The organism is Mesorhizobium alhagi CCNWXJ12-2 (assembly GCF_000236565.1).
Classification (GTDB): Bacteria; Pseudomonadota; Alphaproteobacteria; order Rhizobiales; family Rhizobiaceae; genus Allomesorhizobium; species Allomesorhizobium alhagi.
This window is the reverse complement of record NZ_AHAM01000024.1, coordinates 1-17,889: the sequence shown is the minus strand read 5'-3', so window position 1 is coordinate 17,889 and position 17,889 is coordinate 1. Positions and strand designations below refer to the sequence as shown.

Annotated in this window: 20 protein-coding genes; 10 read left to right on the top strand and 10 right to left on the bottom strand. The window is 64.1% G+C overall.

Annotated elements, in window-relative coordinates; all coding sequences use genetic code 11:
* The first annotated feature begins 86 nt into the window (after positions 1–86).
* The 3 genes from MAXJ12_RS34925 (at position 87) to MAXJ12_RS02315 (ending at position 1,348) form a co-directional block, all read left to right on the top strand.
* The gene (locus tag MAXJ12_RS34925; RefSeq protein WP_244421428.1) at positions 87–443 is read left to right on the top strand and encodes an NIPSNAP family protein; all 357 of its coding nucleotides are present in this window, start codon (positions 87–89) and stop codon (positions 441–443) included.
* Positions 440–802: an antibiotic biosynthesis monooxygenase family protein gene (locus MAXJ12_RS02320; protein WP_008834136.1), complete on the top strand. Its 363-nt coding sequence runs from the start codon at positions 440–442 to the stop codon at positions 800–802. The genes MAXJ12_RS34925 and MAXJ12_RS02320 overlap by 4 nt, the downstream gene beginning before the upstream one ends.
* A 63-nt stretch (positions 803–865) precedes the next feature.
* Entirely contained in the window at positions 866–1,348 is a 483-nt protein-coding gene (locus tag MAXJ12_RS02315) for a DUF305 domain-containing protein (RefSeq protein WP_008834135.1), read from the top strand.
* Here MAXJ12_RS02315 and mbfA read toward each other — a convergent pair.
* The gene (gene mbfA / locus MAXJ12_RS02310) at positions 1,345–2,328 is read right to left on the bottom strand and encodes an iron exporter MbfA (protein WP_008834134.1); all 984 of its coding nucleotides are present in this window, start codon (positions 2,326–2,328) and stop codon (positions 1,345–1,347) included. The two genes, MAXJ12_RS02315 and mbfA, sit on opposite strands and share 4 nt — an antisense overlap.
* Before the next feature lie 164 nt (positions 2,329–2,492).
* Between mbfA and MAXJ12_RS02305 the strand changes: the two genes are divergently transcribed.
* Complete coding sequence (locus MAXJ12_RS02305; RefSeq protein WP_008834133.1) at positions 2,493–3,272, top strand: ZIP family metal transporter; 780 nt, start codon at positions 2,493–2,495, stop codon at positions 3,270–3,272.
* A 41-nt stretch (positions 3,273–3,313) separates the two neighbouring features.
* Here MAXJ12_RS02305 and MAXJ12_RS02300 read toward each other — a convergent pair whose 3' ends face one another.
* The 4 genes from MAXJ12_RS02300 to MAXJ12_RS02285 all read right to left on the bottom strand — a co-directional run bounded on the left by MAXJ12_RS02300 (position 3,314) and on the right by MAXJ12_RS02285 (position 7,131).
* On the bottom strand, positions 3,314–4,465 hold the full coding sequence (locus MAXJ12_RS02300; protein WP_008834132.1) for an ABC transporter permease: 1,152 nt from the start codon (positions 4,463–4,465) through the stop codon (positions 3,314–3,316).
* Positions 4,462–5,379, bottom strand: coding sequence for an ABC transporter ATP-binding protein (locus tag MAXJ12_RS02295; protein WP_008834131.1), 918 nt, complete (start codon positions 5,377–5,379; stop codon positions 4,462–4,464). Before MAXJ12_RS02295 ends, MAXJ12_RS02300 begins: the two co-directional genes overlap by 4 nt.
* A gap of 121 nt (positions 5,380–5,500) precedes the next feature.
* Positions 5,501–6,445, bottom strand: a complete 945-nt coding sequence (locus tag MAXJ12_RS02290) for an HlyD family secretion protein (protein WP_008834130.1) — start codon at positions 6,443–6,445, stop codon at positions 5,501–5,503.
* Positions 6,442–7,131 (bottom strand): CerR family C-terminal domain-containing protein, encoded by a 690-nt coding sequence (locus MAXJ12_RS02285; protein ID WP_008834129.1) that lies wholly within the window; start codon positions 7,129–7,131, stop codon positions 6,442–6,444. The genes MAXJ12_RS02290 and MAXJ12_RS02285 overlap by 4 nt, the downstream gene beginning before the upstream one ends.
* Before the next feature lie 80 nt (positions 7,132–7,211).
* On the opposite strand from MAXJ12_RS02285, the gene MAXJ12_RS02280 reads away from it, so the two are divergent.
* The 3 genes from MAXJ12_RS02280 to MAXJ12_RS02270 are packed head-to-tail and all read left to right on the top strand — an operon-like array spanning position 7,212 to position 9,423.
* A complete protein-coding gene (locus MAXJ12_RS02280) occupies positions 7,212–7,682 on the top strand; it encodes a CYTH domain-containing protein (RefSeq protein WP_040584666.1) in 471 nt (156 codons plus the stop codon).
* Positions 7,679–8,611 carry a CHAD domain-containing protein gene (locus tag MAXJ12_RS02275; protein ID WP_008834127.1) on the top strand — a complete coding sequence of 311 codons (933 nt, stop codon included), beginning with the start codon at positions 7,679–7,681 and terminating at the stop codon, positions 8,609–8,611. Before MAXJ12_RS02280 ends, MAXJ12_RS02275 begins: the two co-directional genes overlap by 4 nt.
* Positions 8,608–9,423, top strand: coding sequence for a C40 family peptidase (locus MAXJ12_RS02270; RefSeq protein ID WP_008834126.1), 816 nt, complete (start codon positions 8,608–8,610; stop codon positions 9,421–9,423). The genes MAXJ12_RS02275 and MAXJ12_RS02270 overlap by 4 nt, the downstream gene beginning before the upstream one ends.
* 65 nt (positions 9,424–9,488) lie before the next feature.
* Here MAXJ12_RS02270 and MAXJ12_RS02265 read toward each other — a convergent pair whose 3' ends face one another.
* The 4 genes from MAXJ12_RS02265 to MAXJ12_RS02250 form a co-directional block, all read right to left on the bottom strand.
* Positions 9,489–9,974, bottom strand: a complete 486-nt coding sequence (locus MAXJ12_RS02265; RefSeq protein WP_008834125.1) for an SRPBCC family protein — start codon at positions 9,972–9,974, stop codon at positions 9,489–9,491.
* A gap of 78 nt (positions 9,975–10,052) precedes the next feature.
* Positions 10,053–11,768: a SulP family inorganic anion transporter gene (locus MAXJ12_RS02260; protein ID WP_008834124.1), complete on the bottom strand. Its 1,716-nt coding sequence runs from the start codon at positions 11,766–11,768 to the stop codon at positions 10,053–10,055.
* A gap of 134 nt (positions 11,769–11,902) precedes the next feature.
* Positions 11,903–12,175, bottom strand: coding sequence for a helix-turn-helix domain-containing protein (locus MAXJ12_RS02255; RefSeq protein ID WP_040584664.1), 273 nt, complete (start codon positions 12,173–12,175; stop codon positions 11,903–11,905).
* 107 nt (positions 12,176–12,282) lie between these two features.
* Positions 12,283–12,996, bottom strand: coding sequence for a phosphatase PAP2 family protein (locus MAXJ12_RS02250; protein ID WP_008834122.1), 714 nt, complete (start codon positions 12,994–12,996; stop codon positions 12,283–12,285).
* Positions 12,997–13,164: 168 nt separating this feature from the next.
* Between MAXJ12_RS02250 and MAXJ12_RS02245 the strand changes: the two genes are divergently transcribed.
* Positions 13,165–15,156: a PhoX family protein gene (locus tag MAXJ12_RS02245; protein WP_008834121.1), complete on the top strand. Its 1,992-nt coding sequence runs from the start codon at positions 13,165–13,167 to the stop codon at positions 15,154–15,156.
* Positions 15,157–15,375: 219 nt separating this feature from the next.
* On the opposite strand, the gene MAXJ12_RS02240 is transcribed toward MAXJ12_RS02245, so the two are convergent.
* Positions 15,376–15,717 (bottom strand): hypothetical protein, encoded by a 342-nt coding sequence (locus MAXJ12_RS02240; protein ID WP_040584663.1) that lies wholly within the window; start codon positions 15,715–15,717, stop codon positions 15,376–15,378.
* Positions 15,718–15,934: 217 nt separating this feature from the next.
* Between MAXJ12_RS02240 and MAXJ12_RS02235 the strand changes: the two genes are divergently transcribed.
* Both MAXJ12_RS02235 and MAXJ12_RS02230 read left to right on the top strand, forming a co-directional pair.
* On the top strand, positions 15,935–16,639 hold the full coding sequence (locus MAXJ12_RS02235) for an SDR family oxidoreductase (RefSeq protein WP_008834119.1): 705 nt from the start codon (positions 15,935–15,937) through the stop codon (positions 16,637–16,639).
* A gap of 115 nt (positions 16,640–16,754) precedes the next feature.
* Positions 16,755–17,889: PQQ-dependent sugar dehydrogenase (locus tag MAXJ12_RS02230; RefSeq protein WP_008834118.1), on the top strand; the 1,135-nt coding region annotated here is incomplete at its 3' end.

Here is a 17,889-nt window from a genome sequence, read left to right as displayed (position 1 = left end):
GGAAGCATCTGTATTGCCGGCCTAGCTATCGTCGCCGCATTCCTATGGAGAAAGAAATGACCATCACCTGCTTCATCCGCTAAGAGATCGACCCGTTCGGCAAGGCCGATTTCGAGGAATACGCCCGCAATTGGGGGCAGGCGATCCCGCGTTGCGGCGCCGACCTGATCGGCTATTTCGCCCCGCACGAGGGTTCGGCCACGACCGCTTACGGCGTCTACAATATCGAAAACCTAGCCGCATACGAGGCCTATCGCGCCCGGCTCGCCGCCGACCCGCTGGGCCGGGAGAATTACGAGTTCGCGCGGGCAAAAAAGTTCATCCACAGGGAGGACCGCATTTTTCTGAAGCTCGCCTCGGGGCCGCATGCGGCGTCGCTTGATCCCGAAAAGTTGCAGACTTTTCGGTCAGAGATCATGCGCGCGGAAAAGGTGCAAAGATGATCGCGGTCATCTTCGAGGTCACGCCGGCTGCGGGCAAGCGCGACGCCTATCTCGGCATCGCCGCCGAGCTTCGTCCCCTGCTGGAGAGGATCGACGGCTTCATCTCCATCGAGCGTTTCCAGAGCCTGTCGGACCCCGATCGTGTGCTGTCGCTGTCCTTCTTCCGCGACGAGGAAGCGGTCAAGGCATGGCGCAACACGGTCGAGCACCGTCAGGCGCAGAAGGCCGGCCGCGGCGGCGTCTTTGCCGACTACCGCCTGCGCATTGCCCATGTCGTCCGCGATTACGGCATGTTCGAGCGGGCTGAGGCGCCGGCCGACAGCCTGGAGGCGCATGCCGTACGATCGCTGACCTCGTGAAACCAAACCCGCCGGCCGCCGTTGAGCATCGGCGCGGCGAACTGATTGCACGAGGAAAATGCCATGGCGGCGGATCATTCAACGTATTCGAGGCCGTACCTCCGTCTGTCGGCGATGGTGCTGCTGTCGTTCATCGCGATGTACATCCTCATGTACGCGATGGTGGACGAGTTGCCCCACGTCTACAACAACCTGAACCAGGCCTATATGGCAGCCCTGATGGCCGCGCCGATGCTGATCATCGAGCTGCTGCTGATGCGGCCCATGTATCCCGACAGGTGGCGGAATGCCCTGCTTATCGTTGTCGGCCTCGTCGTGCTTGCCGGGGCCTGGATATTGATCCGCCAGCAGACGGCCATCGCCGACCGCCAGTTCCTCCGCTCGATGATCCCGCATCATTCGGGAGCGGTGCTGATGTGCGAGCAGGCGTCGATTAGCGACGAGCGCCTACAGGCGCTGTGCCGTCGGATCATCGAGAGCCAGCTTGCGGAAATCGCCGAGATGGAAGCGCTGCTGGCGCAACCCCTTGATGGATCCGGTCCTTAAGCGTTCCCGATCAGAACGCCCGCCGCGAATACCAGCGCGCCGCCGAGCACCACCTGGAACGTCGCCCGCCAGAACGGCGTCTCCATGAAGCGGTTCTGGATATAGGCGATCGCCCAGAGTTCGATGAAGACGACGATCGCGGCCACCGTCGTAGCCGTCCAGAAATGCGGGATGAGATAGGGCAGGGCGTGGCCGAGCCCGCCGACCGTGGTCATGATGCCGGTCGCCAGTCCGCGCTTCACCGGCGATCCGCGCCCGGAGAGCCTGCCGTCATCGGAGGCAACCTCGGTGAAGCCCATGGAAATGCCGGCCCCGATGGAGGCAGCGAGACCGACCAGGAAAGTTTGCCAGGTGTCGTGGGTGGCGAAGGCGGCGGCAAAGATCGGCGCCAGCGTCGAGACCGAGCCGTCCATGAGCCCTGCCAGCCCGGGCTGGACGTAGGTCAGGATGAATTGGCGGCGCTCGCTCTGGCGCTCCTCCTGCCGCACATCCTCCGGCGTATGTTTCAGTTCCAGCCGGCGCGCAAGCGATTCGTGTGACTGTTCGGCCGTGGCGAGGTCGCCCAGAAGCTTGCGCGTCGAGGCGTCTTCCGCGCGCTTGGCGGCTTCCACGTAGAAGCGCTGCGCCTGCCGCTCCATCGCCTCGGCCTGGCCGCGCACCTTCTCGATGCCGAGCGGCCGCACCAGCCAGTCCGGCTTGCGCTCGAAATAGCCGCGCACATGCTCGCGGCGGATCAGCGGGATACGCTCGCCGAACCGCCTGCGATGCAGTTCTATGAGCTGATTGCGGTGTCCGTCCTCCTCGTCGGCCATGCCGTCGAAAACCTTGGCCGATTGGGGAAAGTCTTCGCGCAACCCGTCGGCATAGGCGCGGTAGATCCGCCCGTCATCTTCTTCCGAGGAGATCGCCAGCGCCAGAATCTCCTGTTCGTTCAGCGAATCGAAGGAGCGGCGGCCGAAGCCGAAGACGCGGGAAAGCATACTTGACGATCCAGTTTAGAATAATTCTAAACTAAGCCTCGTCCGCCGACGCGTCAATGGCCGGGTGCCGGGCGGTCGTCTCCCGATTCGGCCGTGAGCCCGCCATCGCGGACGCAACCGTTTCGCGCGAGGCACGTTGCTCCTGCCTGCACAAGGAGAGCTGGATGGACGGCCAGTTCCTGATCGTCTTTTCGGTGGCGCTCGCAGCCGCGCTGGCCTCGCCACTCGGCGGCGCGATCGCCATATTCGTCCGGTCCTCCAGCCTGTTCCTGTCAATCGCGGTCGGTTTGGCAGCCGGCGTCCTGCTTGGCACCTTCGCCTTCGAGATGGTCCCCAAGGCGCTTGAGCTGTCCCCGCTGGCTGCGGTGGTCGGAGGCTTTGCGTTCGGCTTCGCCCTCGTTTACGGCCTCGACCTCTACATAAATCGCGGCGCGCTGGCCGGCAGCCGCGCCGAGCAGAGACAGCGCGTCGAGCGGTTCCACGAGCGTCACCGACCGCTCGGCAGCGAAGTTACGGTTCTCGCCGGCGCCACCAGCGTGGAGGAACTGATCGAGGGCATTACGATCGGGGTCGGCGCGGCCATCGATCCGAGCGTCGCATTCATCGTCGGCCTGGCGATCTGCATCGACAACGTCAGCGAGGCGCTCTCGATCGGCGAACTGGCGCGTGAGGAAAGCGGAAAGGACTACAAGACGAGAATTCTGAAATGGACCGGGCTGATCGGCGCGTCACTGTTCGTCTCTGCCATGGCTGGGTGGTTCCTGCTGCGCGGCCTGCCGCAGGGCGTGCTCGGGTTTCTGCTGGCCGTCGGCGCGGGCGGCATGTTCTATCTCACCGTCACCGATCTCATCCCCGAGGCCGAAAGCCATCACTATCTGCAATCCGCCGCCATTGCCGTGGCCATCGGCTTTCTCGTCATGCTCGTCCTGTCGGAGCTGACCTGACGGGCTCGCGCGTATCGGCGTCACCTGAATATCGATACACCTTAATCCAGCGTCCGCCTGAACCTGAGCAGCGCCACCCCCGCAAACAGCGCCACAAAAATCGCCAGCGCGCCGACTTCGGTCGCGATCGCCGCGAAATCGGCGCCTTTCAGCATCACCGCGCGGGTGATGCGCAAAAAATGCGTCAGAGGGAAGATTTCGCCAAAAATCTGCGCCCAGCCCGGCATGCCGCGATAGGGGAACATGAAGCCCGAAAGCAGGATCGACGGCAGGAAGAAGAAGAATGTCAGCTGCAGCGCCTGCATCTGCGTGCGCGCCATGGTCGAGATGGTGTAGCCGAGCAGCACCAGCGACAGCACGAAGACGAGGATGGCGAAGAGCAGCAGCGGCAGCGATCCCATGAAAGGCACAGAGAACAGCAGCTTTGCCGCGATCAGCACCACGAGGACCTGCACAGCCCCGACGACCAGATAGGGCAGCACCTTCCCAAGCATGATCTCGAGCGGGCTTGCCGGCATGGCAAGCAGGTTCTCCATCGTGCCGCGTTCGGTTTCGCGGGTCAGCGCGATCGAGGTCATCATCACCATGGTCATCTGCAATATGACGCCGAGCAGGCCGGGCACGATGTTGTATTGCGAGATGCCTTCCGGGTTGTAGCGCCGGTGCACCACCACCTCGAGCTGGCTTCTTGCATTCTCCGCCGCCGCGGCCTCCATGCCCCGTTCGCGCAGCAGCGCGTTCGCGGCCACCGTGCCGAGCGTCGAGATCGCGCCGCTCGCCACCGCCGGGTCGGTCGCGTCGGCTTCGATCAGCAGTTGCGGATTGTCGCCTCGCTCAACGCGGCGGGCAAAATCGGACGGGATTGTCACCACGAAGGCGACGCTACCGCTGGCCATCAGCGCTTCGGCCTCGGCGGCGCTTTCCGCGACATGGTCGAAGCGATAGTAGCCGGTCATCTGCAGCGCCGAGACCATGGCGCGCGTATAGTGATCGTTGCTGGTGGCGACCAGCGCAGCGGGCAGGCTCTTCGGGTCGTTGTTGATGGCATAGCCGAACAGCACGAGCTGCATCAGCGGCACGCCGAGCATCATGGCGAAGGTGATGCGGTCGCGCCGCATCTGGATGAACTCCTTCAGCAGCAGCGCGCCCAGCCTGGCGAAGGAGAACACCGTGCTGACGCCGTATTGTTTCATGCCATGTTGTCCTTCGACCCGGCCATGAATTGGATGAACACGTCCTCCAGGCTGGTTTCACCCGGCCTGACGGTGGTTCTCTCGCGTTTCCTGACATCCTCCAGCGCTGCGTCCAGCAGTTTCTGATCCGAACCTACGACATGCAGCGTCGTGCCGAAGGGCGCGACCTGCTCGACGCCCGGCCGGCCTTCCAGCGCTTCCGCCACCTGGTCGAGCCGCGGGCCTTCGACCACAAAGGTCGTCAGCCCGGCATTTTTCACCACTTCGTCGACGGTGCCGGTGGCCAGCATCTTGCCGTAGGAAATATAGCTGATGCGGTGGCAGCGCTCGGCCTCGTCCATGTAATGCGTCGATACCAGCACGGTCAGCCCGCCTTGCGCCAGCCGGTGGATTTCGTCCCAGAACTCGCGCCGCGCCTTGGGGTCGACGCCGGCCGTCGGCTCGTCGAGCAGGAGCAGCCTCGGCTCGTGCATGATGCAGGCGGCCAGCGCCAGGCGCTGCTTCCAGCCGCCCGACAGCGTGCCTGCAAGCTGGTTGCGCCGCGAAGTCATGCCCAGATCCTCCAGCGTGCGGCCGACATATTCCTCCACCGGCCTCAGCCGATAGAGCCGGGCAACGAATTCGAGGTTCTCGGCGATGGTCAGATCCTCGTAGAACGAGAATTTCTGGGTCATGTAGCCGACCTCGCGCTTGATCTTGAGGCTCTCGGTCAGGAGGTCGTACCCAAGCACCTGGCCTTCGCCCTCGTCTGGCGTCAAAAGCCCGCACATGATGCGGATCGTGGTCGTCTTGCCCGAGCCGTTCGGTCCGAGGAAGCCGACGATCTCGCCCTCGGCGACATTCATCGTGACATGGTCGACGACGGTCTTCGTGCCGAAGCGCTTGACGAGATTACGGACTTCGATGGCGTTCATTGCGCTGCGCCTTCGGCGAACGAGGCAGTAGGCAGCGGGCAATAGGCAATGGGAACCAGCGCGTTTGACATACAATCCACTTGCTTGATGATCCTACTGCCTACTGCCTACTGCCTACTGCCTACTCCCTCAAACTCACATCCACGATCTGCCCCGGCTGCAGCGGCGATGCTTCATCTTCCGGCCGCGCCTCGACGAGGTAGACCAGCTTCTGCCGGGTCTCGAGCGAGAAAATCACCGGCGGCGTGAATTCGGGGTCGGGCGAGACATAGCTGACGCGCGCCGTCAGGCCGTCCGGGCAACCGTCGCAGCGCACATCGAGCAGGGCTCCGACCTGCACCGACGAAAATGCCGCCTGCGGCACGAACACCTTCAGCTTGACCGCGCCGTCGGGCAGCATCGAAATCACCGGGGCGGATGGCCCGGCGATATCGCCAGCGTCGCGGATGACATCGTCTATGCGGCCGGGAGAGGGCGCTTCGAGCGCACGCTTGGAAAGCCGCCAGCGCGCCTGCTCGAGTTGCGCTTCGGCCTGCTTCACCTGGTATTCGGCGGCCCTGATCGTCTCCGCCCGCGCCGCCAGGCCGGCCACGGCCAGATTGGCCTCCGCCTGCCGGACCTCGGAATCGGCCAGTTCCACCCTGGTGGAAGCCTCGTCGAACTGCGCCTGGGGCGCTATTCCGCGCTTGAAGAGATCCTGAGCCCTGGCCAGCACGCGCTTTGCTTCCTCCGCCTGCGCCTTGGCTGAGCGCACCGCCGCTTCGAGCACCTCGATCTCTTCCGGGCGCTTGCCGAGCTTCAGATCGGCAAGCTGCGCCTTCGCTCTCGCCAGCCCGGCTTCGGCCTCGGCGACCGCGATCTCGGCGTCGCCGCTCTCCAGCTCCACGATTGTCTTTCCCGGCGTGACGCGGTCGCCGCGGCGCACCGAAACCGTCTCCACCTGCGCTGTCTCGATTGGCGCCAGCAGCACGAACTCGCCCTCGACATAGCCGACTGCCAGCGGCGCCGCCGGCCCGCAGGCGGAAAACAGCGAAGCCACGAGCGGGATGGCGCAGAGGAAGCTCATGATTTTCCGCCTTTGCGAGCGGCGATGACCGCCTCGAGATTGCTCTTTACCACCGAAATGATGGTAGCCGCTTCGGCCGGCCCGACGCTTTCCCAACCCATGCGCCGCATCACCGCCGGGCCGGCGATCCGGAAGTAGACGACCTGTCCGATCATGGTGAAGACAGTGATCTTGGTGCGCTCGCTTTCGGCGTCCTCGCCGGTCGCCTGGGCCCAGATGCGGCAGAGCCTGTTGTGTACCGGCTCGAACACGCCGTTGTAGATGATGTCGAGCGCTTCGCTCGGCTGCGAGAGTTCGCGCAGCACGAATTGCACGAATTCGCCGGCTTCGGGGCGGGCCACGATAAAGCCGACCATTGCTTCGAGCACAGTGTTCAGCCGCTCATGCGCTGCTTCGGCGCCTGGCGTCTCGCCGGCGTCCTCCGCCATCGCAGCACCGGCAATGCCGCCGATTGTCTCGACGATGTAGTTGGCGCAGGCCGCCCGCAACCCTTCCTTGCCGCCGAAGTGATAGGCGATCGAGCCGATATTGGCTCTCGCGGCGGTCGCGATCTCGCGGGTCGAGGTGGCGTGGAAGCCTTGCCGGCCAAACAGCCGCAGCGCGGCATGGATGAGCGCGGCGCGGGTAAGCTCGGCCGAGGACGGCGGTGCTTTTGGCGGAGAGGAGCTTTGAGGCATTTTGTTCATATGCAAAGATTTATTCAATCGAATGATTAAAGTCAATGGACATCTTGCTCCGCCGCACCGGGTGCGCTTTATTCCGCGTCATGGCCAAGGAAATCGAACGCAAATTCCTGGTGACGAGCGACGACTGGCGCAGCCGGACCGACGCGAAGACGGCGATCCGTCAGTTCTATCTGGCAGCGGTCGACGGCAGGTCCTTCCGTGTGCGCATACGCGACGGCAGTTCGGCGGTCCTGACGCTCAAGTTTGGCGCGAACGGGCGCGAAAGGGACGAATTCGAATATGCGATACCTCTAGCCGATGCCGGGGAGATGCAGGAATTTGCCATCGGTCTGGTGATCGAAAAGACGCGCCACGAAGTCCGGCACGACGGTTACCTCTATGAGGTGGATGTGTTCGCCGGCGCCCTGACCGGGCTGGTCATTGCAGAACTGGAGACTTCCGACGACGTTCCGGTGGCAAAACTTCCGCCGTGGCTCGGCCGCGAGATCACCGGCGAGAGCGCCTTCTACAACGCCTCGCTTGCCCGCAACGGCCTGCCGGTGGCGGCATGAGCTATCGCATTGAGCCCAGCCTGCCGGTGACCGCCGAGGTGCGGCGCATCGCGGCCGATGAGATCGGCAAAGCAATCGGCGATCTCGCGGCCTCTCGCACCGAGCCCGAAAAGGGACTGCATGCGTGCCGAAAGCGGTTCAAGAAACTTCGCGCCTTGTTCCGTCTCGTCCGGCCGGGCGACGAGCAGTTTTGCCGAACCGAAAATGCACGCTACCGCGACATTTCGCGCAGCCTTGCCGGCGCGCGAGAAGACACCGCTCTCATTGAGACGGTCGACCGTCTGGTCAAGGCGTTTCCGGACCAGACGTCCGCGGGAGAGCTTGATGCGGTGCGGTCCGCCCTCGTCGCCCGCCGTGAGGCGCCTGTGCGGGAAAGAACCGGTCTGGAAGAAACCGTCAATGCAGCTGTCGAGGCTTGCGAGCAAGGCCGTCAAGCGCTCGCCGGCCTGATCCTGCCAGACGATCCAGAGGCCGCAGCCGACGTACTGGCCGATGGCGCCGGAAAAACCCTGCGCCGGGCCCGCCGCGCGCTCGATACCGCCGGCAAGCGCGGCCAACCGGAGGACTTCCACGAATTGCGCAAATGCGTCAAGGCGCATTGGATGCACGTCTTGCTGCTGCATCGCTTCTGGCCGCGCCCGGTCAAGTCGCGCCGCAAGGCGCTCGATGCGCTCGGCGAGCGCCTTGGCGAATTGAACGATATTTTCGTCATGCGCAGGCTGATCCAGTCGGACGGCGAAGCGCTCGGTTCGAAAGAGCAGCTAAAGCTCCTTGGCAAGCTCATGAAACGCAGCGAGAAAGCGCTCCGCAGGCAATGTCTTCGTGAGGCGGAACTTCTATTCGGCGAAGCGCGAAAGCCGATAGTCAGGAAGATCGCGGATCGCTATCAGGCCGGCGCCTCCGAGTCTCAGCCAGGAACCAATCAATGACGGAAGCTGCCGACACGCTGTTGGATCGGCTGGGCCGCTGGCTGGCGGGTCGGTTGCAGGAGGAATCGTCCGGTTACGAGCCCTATACGCCGTCCGACCCGCAAACGCTCCGCCGCGCGCTGGAGCCCGGCGACATTCTGCTGATCGAGGGCAACCAGCGGATTTCAGCCACCATCAAATATCTGACTCAATCGACCTGGTCGCATTCGGCGCTCTATGTCGGCGATGCTCTGGCCGAGCCTCAGGACGGCTCCGAGCGCCCGCGCCTGATCGAGGTCAATCTGGGCGAGGGCTGTGTGGCGGTGCCGCTGTCGAAATACCGGACCTACAACACTCGCATCTGCCGCGCCCGCGGTCTGACGCCTGAGGATCGCGACCATGTCGTTGGCTTCATGGTCGCGCGGCTCGGCCTCAAATACGACACGAAGAATATTTTTGACATGCTGCGTTATTTCCTCCCGGTTCCGATGCCGGTGCGCTGGAGACGGCGCGCTTTGGCCTTCGGCTCCGGGGATCCGACCCGCGCCATCTGCTCGTCCATGATCGCCGAGGCTTATGAGGGCATTCGCTATCCTATCCTGCCCGAGATCACCCGCGCACCCGGCCGCGCTTCGGCGCAGTCGACCTACATGCGGCGGGAAATCCTGCATATCCGCCACCACTCGCTCTACACGCCGCGCGATTTCGACCTCTCGCCCTATTTCCAGATCGTCAAGCCGACGCTGGAATACGGCTTCGACTACAAGACGGTCACCTGGGCCGAACAGGAAAAGCTGGACGCGGTTCCGGAGGCGGAGAGCCGAACGGCTTGAGACTTGAGGCCTGCGCTGGGGACAGACCGGCGCGACATTGCCGCGCCGGCCGTGATTTGAACGAGCTAAATCTTCTTGGCAAGTTCCGCCAACTGGTCGGCGCACTGGCCCCAGCCTTCGTGAAAACCCATCTCCTCGTGCGCCTTGCGGTCCTCCACGGTCCAGTGGCGGGCCACTGCCGTGTAGCGTGTCTTGCCGTCTTCATCCTCGAAGGTGATGATCCCAGTGAAAAACGGCTTCTCGGAAGGCACCCAGGCCTCGGTGTAGGCGTCGGTGAAGACGATCTTCTCGTCTGGCACAACCTCCAGATAAACGCCCAGGCTCGGGAATTCCTGGCCCTCGGGGCTACGCATCACGATCTTGTTGCTTCCGCCGGCCCTGAGGTCGACTTCGGCGTGCGACAACGTCCAGGGCAACGGCGCGAACCACTGCTTCATCAGTTCCGGCTGCGTCCAGCACTTGAAAAGCTTTTCGCGCGGCGCGTCGATCAGCCGGGTCAGCACGAGTTCGCGGTCGTTGGCGGGGGCGGTGGTCTGGGCGGCGTTGGTCATGGTCTCTCTCCGTGATTGGTGGTTCGACCCAAGGACGAACCATGAAACGGAAATCCGACAGCGCTGTGAATATTTTTGTCAAACCCGCTCGTCGCGCAACTGCTGTAGCGCGTTTTCGATTGTCGCCTTGTAGCGGACATGCGGCGGCTTCACGCCCTGCGCGAACAGCATCCGCCGAACGCCTGGCGACGCCCCGGTGATGAAGAAGCGCACGCCCGCCCTTTTCGCCTTGCGCACCGCGCCTTCCAGCACATTGGCTGCTGTCGAATCGAGGAACGGCACGCCCGAGCAGTCGAGGACGAAGCTCTTGCGCTGGTCGGCGATGCGGTCGAGCACCGTGCCGACTGTCGTGGCCGCGCCAAAGAAGAATGCCCCCGATATCCGGTAGATCACTGTGTCCGGGTCGCTCGCCTTCTCCGGCTCATAGCTCGTGCGGCGGCCATTGCGATCGTCCGCGACATCGTCGCGCGCCATAGGCACATCCGTGTCGACCGCGATCGATTTCGACATGCGATCGATGAACAGCACCGAGCCGAGCGCAAAGCCGACCACTATGCCCTCCGTCAGGTCGCGGAAAACCACGAGCGCGAATGTCACCAGAAGCACCATGGCGTCGCCCCAGGACGAGCGGATGAGTGCTGCGAACGCAGTCTTCTCCACCATATTCCAGGCCACCACCGCGAGAACGCCGGCAAGTGCGGCCAGCGGTATGTAGCTTGCCAGTGGCGCGGCGATCAGCATGAAGAGCAGCAGGAAACCGGAGTGGAGCATGCCCGAAACCGGACCGTGCGCGCCGGCCCGCACATTCGTGGCGGTCCGCGCGATAGTGCCGGTCACGCAGATGCCGCCGAACAGAGCCGAGCCCATATTGGCGAAACCCTGCGCCACCAGTTCGCAATTCGAGCGGTGACGCCGTCCGGTCATGCCGTCGGCGACGACGGCCGAAAGCAGCGATTCGATCGCGCCGAGCAGCGTGAAAGCGACCGCGTCCGGAAACACCGCCTGTACCTGCTCCAGGCTGAAGGCCGGCAGCGAAGGCAGCGGCAGCGAGCGCGGTATGCCGCCGAACCGGCTGCCGATCGTTTCGACAGGCAGGCCGAAGGCGTATGCCGCAAGCGCTGCGGCCGCCACTGCGATCAGCATGCCCGGCCAGGTCGGCCGCAGGCGCTTCAGCCCAAGGATTACGCCGATCGTCAGGGCGGCCACGCCGACTGCCGCGGGATTCACAGTGCCGGCGGCTTCGCCCAGCGCGATCAGCTTTTCAATCAGTTCGCCCGGCTCCTTGCCCGGCAGCGTCAGGCCGAACAATTCGCTGAGCTGGCTGGCGAAGATGATGACCGCGATACCGGAGGTGAAGCCGACCGTCACCGGATAGGGGATGAATTTGACGTAGGTCCCGAGCCTCAGATAGCCGGCGGCGACGAGAAACGCGCCCGACATCATCGTCGCCAGGATCAGCCCTTCCACACCGTGCCGCGCCACCGTCGCGGCGACCAGCACGATGAAGGCCCCGGCCGGCCCGCCGATTTGGAACCGGCTGCCGCCCAGCGCCGAAACCAGGAAGCCGCCAATGATCGCCGTATAGAGGCCGCGGTCGGGAGAAACGCCCGAGGCAATGGCGATGGCCATCGACAGCGGCAGCGCCACGATCGCCACCGTCAATCCGGCGAGCAGGTCGGCCTGAAATTGCGGAAGGCCATAGCCTTCGCGTATCACGGTCACCAGCTTGGGGGTATAGAGTTCCCGGAATGTCGGCTGCCTCGTCGTCCGGCCCGGGTTGAGATCTGCTTTCATGCTTGCCTTTCGCGGTGCGAAGGGCGGCGGGATCGTCGGCTGGGGTGTGTCGGGATTCCGGTCTGGCCGGCATCGCCGAATTTCAGCACACCCCCAAATGTCGGCGTCGCCGTCGCGACTCTTGTCCTGCCAACTCAGCCAGGCTGCCCATTCGGCCCCGCGGGCTGGCGCAGGCGAACGCCCCTGCCGCCCTCGGCGCTTGCCTGGTTGTCCGCGATCAGCTCCACACCTGACATCTCCAGCGCGTGGATGACCTTGACCAAAGTGTCAACGACGCCCCTGACGACGCCGTCGCTCGCTTCCATCCGCTGGATGGTGGGAAGCGAAACGCCGGCGCGTTCGGCGAGCGTCTTCTGGTCTATGCCGGCCAGCGCCCGCGCGGCGCGCATCTGCGCTGCGGTGATCACGGACAGTGCTCCTGTCTGAGTTTGCGAGATGAATGTATCATGCATTCATTATGATGTTTCAAGCATCATCTTTAGTGTCGCAGAATGGAGCTCGGGAGAAAACCCCGTCACGTCTCCGCCGGAGTAGAACTGTCGATGTCTCCCGCCCGTCTGAGCATCAGCCGCGCGATCAGCCAGCAAAGCATTGCCCAGGCGGCTCCGGCGCACCAGCCGGCCAGCACATCGGAAGGCCAGTGAACGCCGAGATAGACGCGGCTGGCGCCAACCAGGAATGTCGCCAGTATGGCGACGCCGAGCACATAGATCCTGAGTGCAGTGTTGGGCATTATCCGTGCCAGCAGCGCGCCGAGCGTCAGATAGGTCACGGCCGACATCATGGCGTGCCCGCTGGGAAAGCTCAGCGTGTGCACGTCGGCCAGATGCGACACAAGTTCAGGGCGAGGGCGGTCGACGCCGAGCTTGAGCACGCTGCTCAGCAACTGGCCGCCGGCGACGGAAACGAAGACGAACAGGGCGGCCGCCGGTTTGCGGACGATCATCAGATAGAGGATGACAACCGCCGTGAAAAAGATAAGCACTGCGGCGCTTCCCAGGCTGGTCATGTCGCGCACCGCCTCCTCCATCCAGAACGGACCGATCGGATTGTCGGGCTGGCCCGGCGTGCGGAAGGCGAGTAGGATGCGCGTGTCGAATGTGTGCGGTGTTGTCTCGCGCGCGATCTCCGTGAGTTCGACGAAGCCATAGGCGCCGCCGGCAATGATCATCGCCGCCATCAGAACGGAAAACTCGATCCTCTTCAGGAGATCGGGAAAAAACGGCATGGCGTCTCTCGGTGTGGATGTGCGCGGGCGCGGCTTTCAACCGCGCTAGACCTATAGGCCCCACGCCTTGTCCGGCAAGTCCGCCAGGCGCAAAACTGTCATGCTCTTGTTATAAGGCCGCACTAGCCATCGCTCATCTCAAGCCGCCGCCAGCCAGAGGTCAGTACGATGAACGAATACGTCTCTCCCGAAACCAAATTCCGCACCAGCCAGCTCGAGGACAATGACGGTCCGGGCCATAATCCGACCGCCAACAGGACTATGGGCGAAGTCATCGCCGCGCGCTTCTCGCGCCGCGGCTTCCTGAAAGGCTCGCTCGCCGTTTCGGCTATCGCCGCCACCGTCAGCCCGATCGCCCTCATCACCGCGGACAACGCCCGCGCCGCTTCGGGTTCGGTCTTCAGCTTCGACGAGGTCGAAGCCGGTATCGACGACAAGCACCATGTCGCAGCCGGGTATGACGCCGACATCCTGCTGCGCTGGGGCGATCCGATCTTCGCCGATGCGCCGGAGTTCGATCCGGCCAATCAGACGCCGGAGGCTCAGGCAAAACAGTTCGGCTACAACAACGACTATGTCGGCTATATCCCGCTCGACGGCTCGTCCGAACACGGCCTGCTTGTCGTCAACCACGAATACACCAACGAACATCTGATGTTTCCCGGCATCGTCACGATCTCCGAGGGCGAGATCAAGGTCAGCGACGCCGACCAGAAACGCGTTGACATCGAGATGGCCGCCCATGGCGGCAGCATCGTCGAGATCAGGAAGGAAGGCGGCAAGTGGCAGGTCGTCAAGGACGGCGAGCTTAACCGCCGCATCACCGCCACCACCGAAATGCAGCTTTCCGGCCCGGTCGCCGGCCACGACCGCGTCAAGACCAATGCCGACGCCACCGGCACGAAGGTGTTCGGCACCATCAACAATTGCGCGGGCGGCGTCACGCCCTGGGGCACCTACATCCTGGCGGAGGAAAATTTCCACGGCTATTTCGCCGGCGAACTGCCAGCCGATCATCCCGAAGCCGCCAATTACGAACGCGTCGGCGTCCCGGACGGCACCTATCAGTGGGCGAATTTCTACGATCGCTTCGATGTGTCGAAAGAGCCAAACGAGCCGAACCGCTTCGGCTGGATCGTCGAGGTCGACGTCCAGGATCCGAACTCCGTCCCGAAGAAGCGCACCGCGCTCGGCCGCTTCAAGCATGAGGGCGCCGAGTCGATCGTGGCGCCGGACGGCCGCGTCGTCTTCTATCTCGGCGACGACGAGCGCTTCGACTATGTCTACAAATTCGTCACCGCGGGCAAATTCAACCCCGACGATCGCGCCGCCAACATGGACCTGCTCGACGAAGGCACGCTCTATGTCGCCAAGTTCGCCGATGACGGCTCGTTCGAATGGCTGCCGCTGGTTCATGGCCAGGGCCCGCTGACCGCCGAGAACGGTTTTGCGAGCCAGGCCGACATCCTGATCGAGACCCGCCGTGCCGGCGACCTGCTGGAAGCCACCAAGATGGACCGCCCGGAGGATATCCAGCCCAACGGCGCCAACGGCAAGGTCTATGTCCTGCTGACCAACAACACCAAGCGCAAGGCCGAGCAGGTCGACGCCGCCAACCCGCGCTTCGAAAGCGCGTTCGGCCACATCATCGAGCTGGCCGAGGACGGCGGCGACTTCGCGGCCACCAAAGGCAAGTGGGAAATTCTCCTGAAATGCGGCGATCCCTCGGTCGCGGAGGTCGGCGCGTCCTTCTCGACCGCGACGACGGCCAATGGCTGGTTCGGCATGCCCGACAATTGCGCGGTGGATTCCGCCGGCCGGTTGTGGGTCTCGACCGACGGTAACGGTCCGAAGGCCACCGGTCGCACTGACGGCCTGTGGGCGGTCGACACCGAGGGCGAGGCGCGCGCCACGTCGAAACTGTTCTTCCGCGTACCCATCGGCGCTGAAATGTGCGGTCCGCTGTTCACGCCTGATGACCAGACGGCCTTTGTCGCCGTGCAGCACCCAGCCGATGGCGGCGAGGATTGGGAAGGCTTCGGCCGCCCGTCCTACTATGAGGATCTTTCGACCCGCTGGCCCGACTTCAAGGACGACATGCCGGTGCGCCCGTCGGTCGTCGCCATCACCAAGCAGGGTGGCGGCAAGATCGGGGTTTAGAAAGCTCCGGTTACGTCAGCGCCGCCCCTCACCCTTACCCTCTCCCCGTGAACAACGGGGAGAGGGGGTCGCCAGCGTTGCGGCAGTCGCTCCTCTCCCCGTTCTTCCGGGGAGAGGATGCCGGCAGGCAGGTGAGGGGCGGCGCGGGCCTCGGATCGCCAGCTTGAATTCGGCAGAGAAAACCGCGTCGGATGCCCGCAGGGAAAATTATTAAGGTCGCTACCGCCCGCCCGTCAGCGCCGGCCCGAGCGTAATCAACCCCACCGCCACGATCGCCAGCACGATGCCGCCGCTCTGCAGTGCATTCAGCCGCTCGCTGAAATAGGCAAGCGCAATCACGTTAACCGCGACAAGCTGGATCACCGCCGAAAGGCTGAAGGCCGAGGCCATGCCGAATTCGCGCACCAGCCTGAGCATGATCAGATTGCCGAGCGAATAGAGCGCCAGCGTCAGTAGAAGCTTGGGGATGCTCGGCGCCAGCGCCCAGTATTTCGCCACGGTCGCGGCAATGAGGAAGATCGCGGTCGAAAGGCCGAGCTGCAGGAAGCCGGATAACGTCAAGGCAATCTCTCCGTAACTGCCGTCGCCCTTTTGCAGCCGGCAAGCGCAAACGCGATCTCTCGGGCAAAGCCGGATTGGCGTCAAGATGCCGACGAGGTAGCAAGCCATGGTCCACGCAAGGCCGAACCGGTTGCCAGACATTTCCCTGCCGCTGGCTGCTTGCCTCGCCGCGCCGACATGGCTACCCCTCGCTCGGATACAGCGACGGAGAACAAAAATGACGGAACTGAAGACGGCGATCATCACGGCGGGCGGCAGCGGCATGGGCGCGGATGCGGCGCGGAAGCTGGCAGAGGACGGCTTTCAGGTCGCCATTTTGTCCTCGTCGGGCAAGGGCGAGGCGCTGGCCAAAAAGCTCGGCGGGATCGGCATCACCGGCTCCAACCGCTCCAACGGCGACTTGAAACGCCTGGTAGACGCGACGGTCGAGAAATGGGGCCGCATCGATGCCGTGGTCAACAGCGCCGCCCATGGCCCGCGCGCGCCGGTGCTGGAGATCAGCGACGAGGACTGGCATCTCGGCATGGAGACCTATCTGCTCAACGCCATTCGCGTCGCCCGTCTCGTGACCCCGGTCATGCAGGCGCAAAAATCCGGCTCGATCGTCAACATCTCCACCTATGCCGCCTTCGAGCCGGAAGCGCTGTTCCCTACCTCCGGCGTCTTCCGCGCCGGCCTGGCGTCCTTCACGAAGCTCTTCGCGGACAAGTATGCGCCCGACAATGTCCGCATGAACAATGTCCTGCCCGGTTTCATCGACAGTCTGCCGGAAGCCGGCGAGCGCCGCGAGCGCATCCCGATGGGCCGCTATGGCCGCGTCGAGGAGGTGTCGGAGCTCATCGCTTTCCTTGCCAGCGACCGCTCCAGCTACATCACCGGCCAGAACATCCGCATCGACGGCGGTATCACGAAATCGGTGTAACCGGGGGTTGACGCTTCGCCGCTTGCAACAATGTTCCCTGCTCGCGGTTAGGCGAGAAGCGTGATCCGGACCGAAGGCCCGCGCAGCGAAAAGTTGCGAACCTTCCGACGGGACAATGCGCCAGGACTTCATCGGATCGGAGCAGGTCGCCGTGAAACGAATCCTCATCGCCATCCTCATACTCGCCGTGCTCGCCATCCTGGCGGCAGTCGCCGTCTTCTTCATGTCGCGCGAGGAGGCGACGGTGCCCGTCGAGGAGGGGTACGGCGCCAATCCGACCCTGCCCGAGCCCAACCAGACACTCATCCCCACCATCAACATCGCTCCGGCCAGCCCGTGGCCGGAGGGCATGACGCCGACGCCGGCGCCTGGCTTCGCGGTCAACGAATATGCCGGCGATTTCGATCATCCGCGCTGGCTGCACGTACTGCCCAATGGCGACGTGCTGGTCGCCGAAACCAACAGGCCGCCCAAGCCCGAGGAGGAATTCAACCTGCGCGGCTGGATCATGGGCCTGGTCCTGACACGTGCCGGCGCGGAGGTGCCGAGCGCCAACCGCATCACTCTTGTGCGCGACGCCGATGGCGACGGCGTCGCCGAGACCCGCTCGCCCTTCCTCGAAGGCCTGAACTCGCCCTTCGGCATGGCGCTGCTCAACGACACGCTCTACGTCGCCAACGCTGACGCCATCGTCGCATTCCCCTATACCGACGGCGCCACCAGCATCGACGCGCCGGGCGAGAAGATCGTGGACCTACCCGCCGGCCGAAACCATCACTGGACGAAGGATATCATCGCCAGCCCCGACGGCACTAAGCTCTACGCGACCGTCGGCTCCAACTCCAATGTTGGCGAAAATGGCATGGAAGAGGAAGAGAACCGCGCCGCCGTGCTGGAGATCGACCTCGCCACCCGGCAGACCCGCCTCTTCGCCTCTGGCCTGCGCAATCCCAACGGCCTGTCCTGGCATCCCGCCACCGGCGAACTCTGGGTCGTCGTCAATGAGCGCGACGAGATCGGCAGCGATCTGGTCCCCGACTACATGACCTCGGTCAGGGAGGGCGGCTTCTACGGCTGGCCCTACAGCTATTTCGGCCAGCATGTCGACACCCGCGTCGAGCCTCAGCGCCCCGACCTGGTCGAAAAGGCGATCGTGCCCGACTATGCGCTCGGCGCGCACACCGCCTCGCTGGGCCTCACCTTCTACGACGCCGACCTGTTCGGCCCGCAATTTGCCGGCGGCGCCTTCA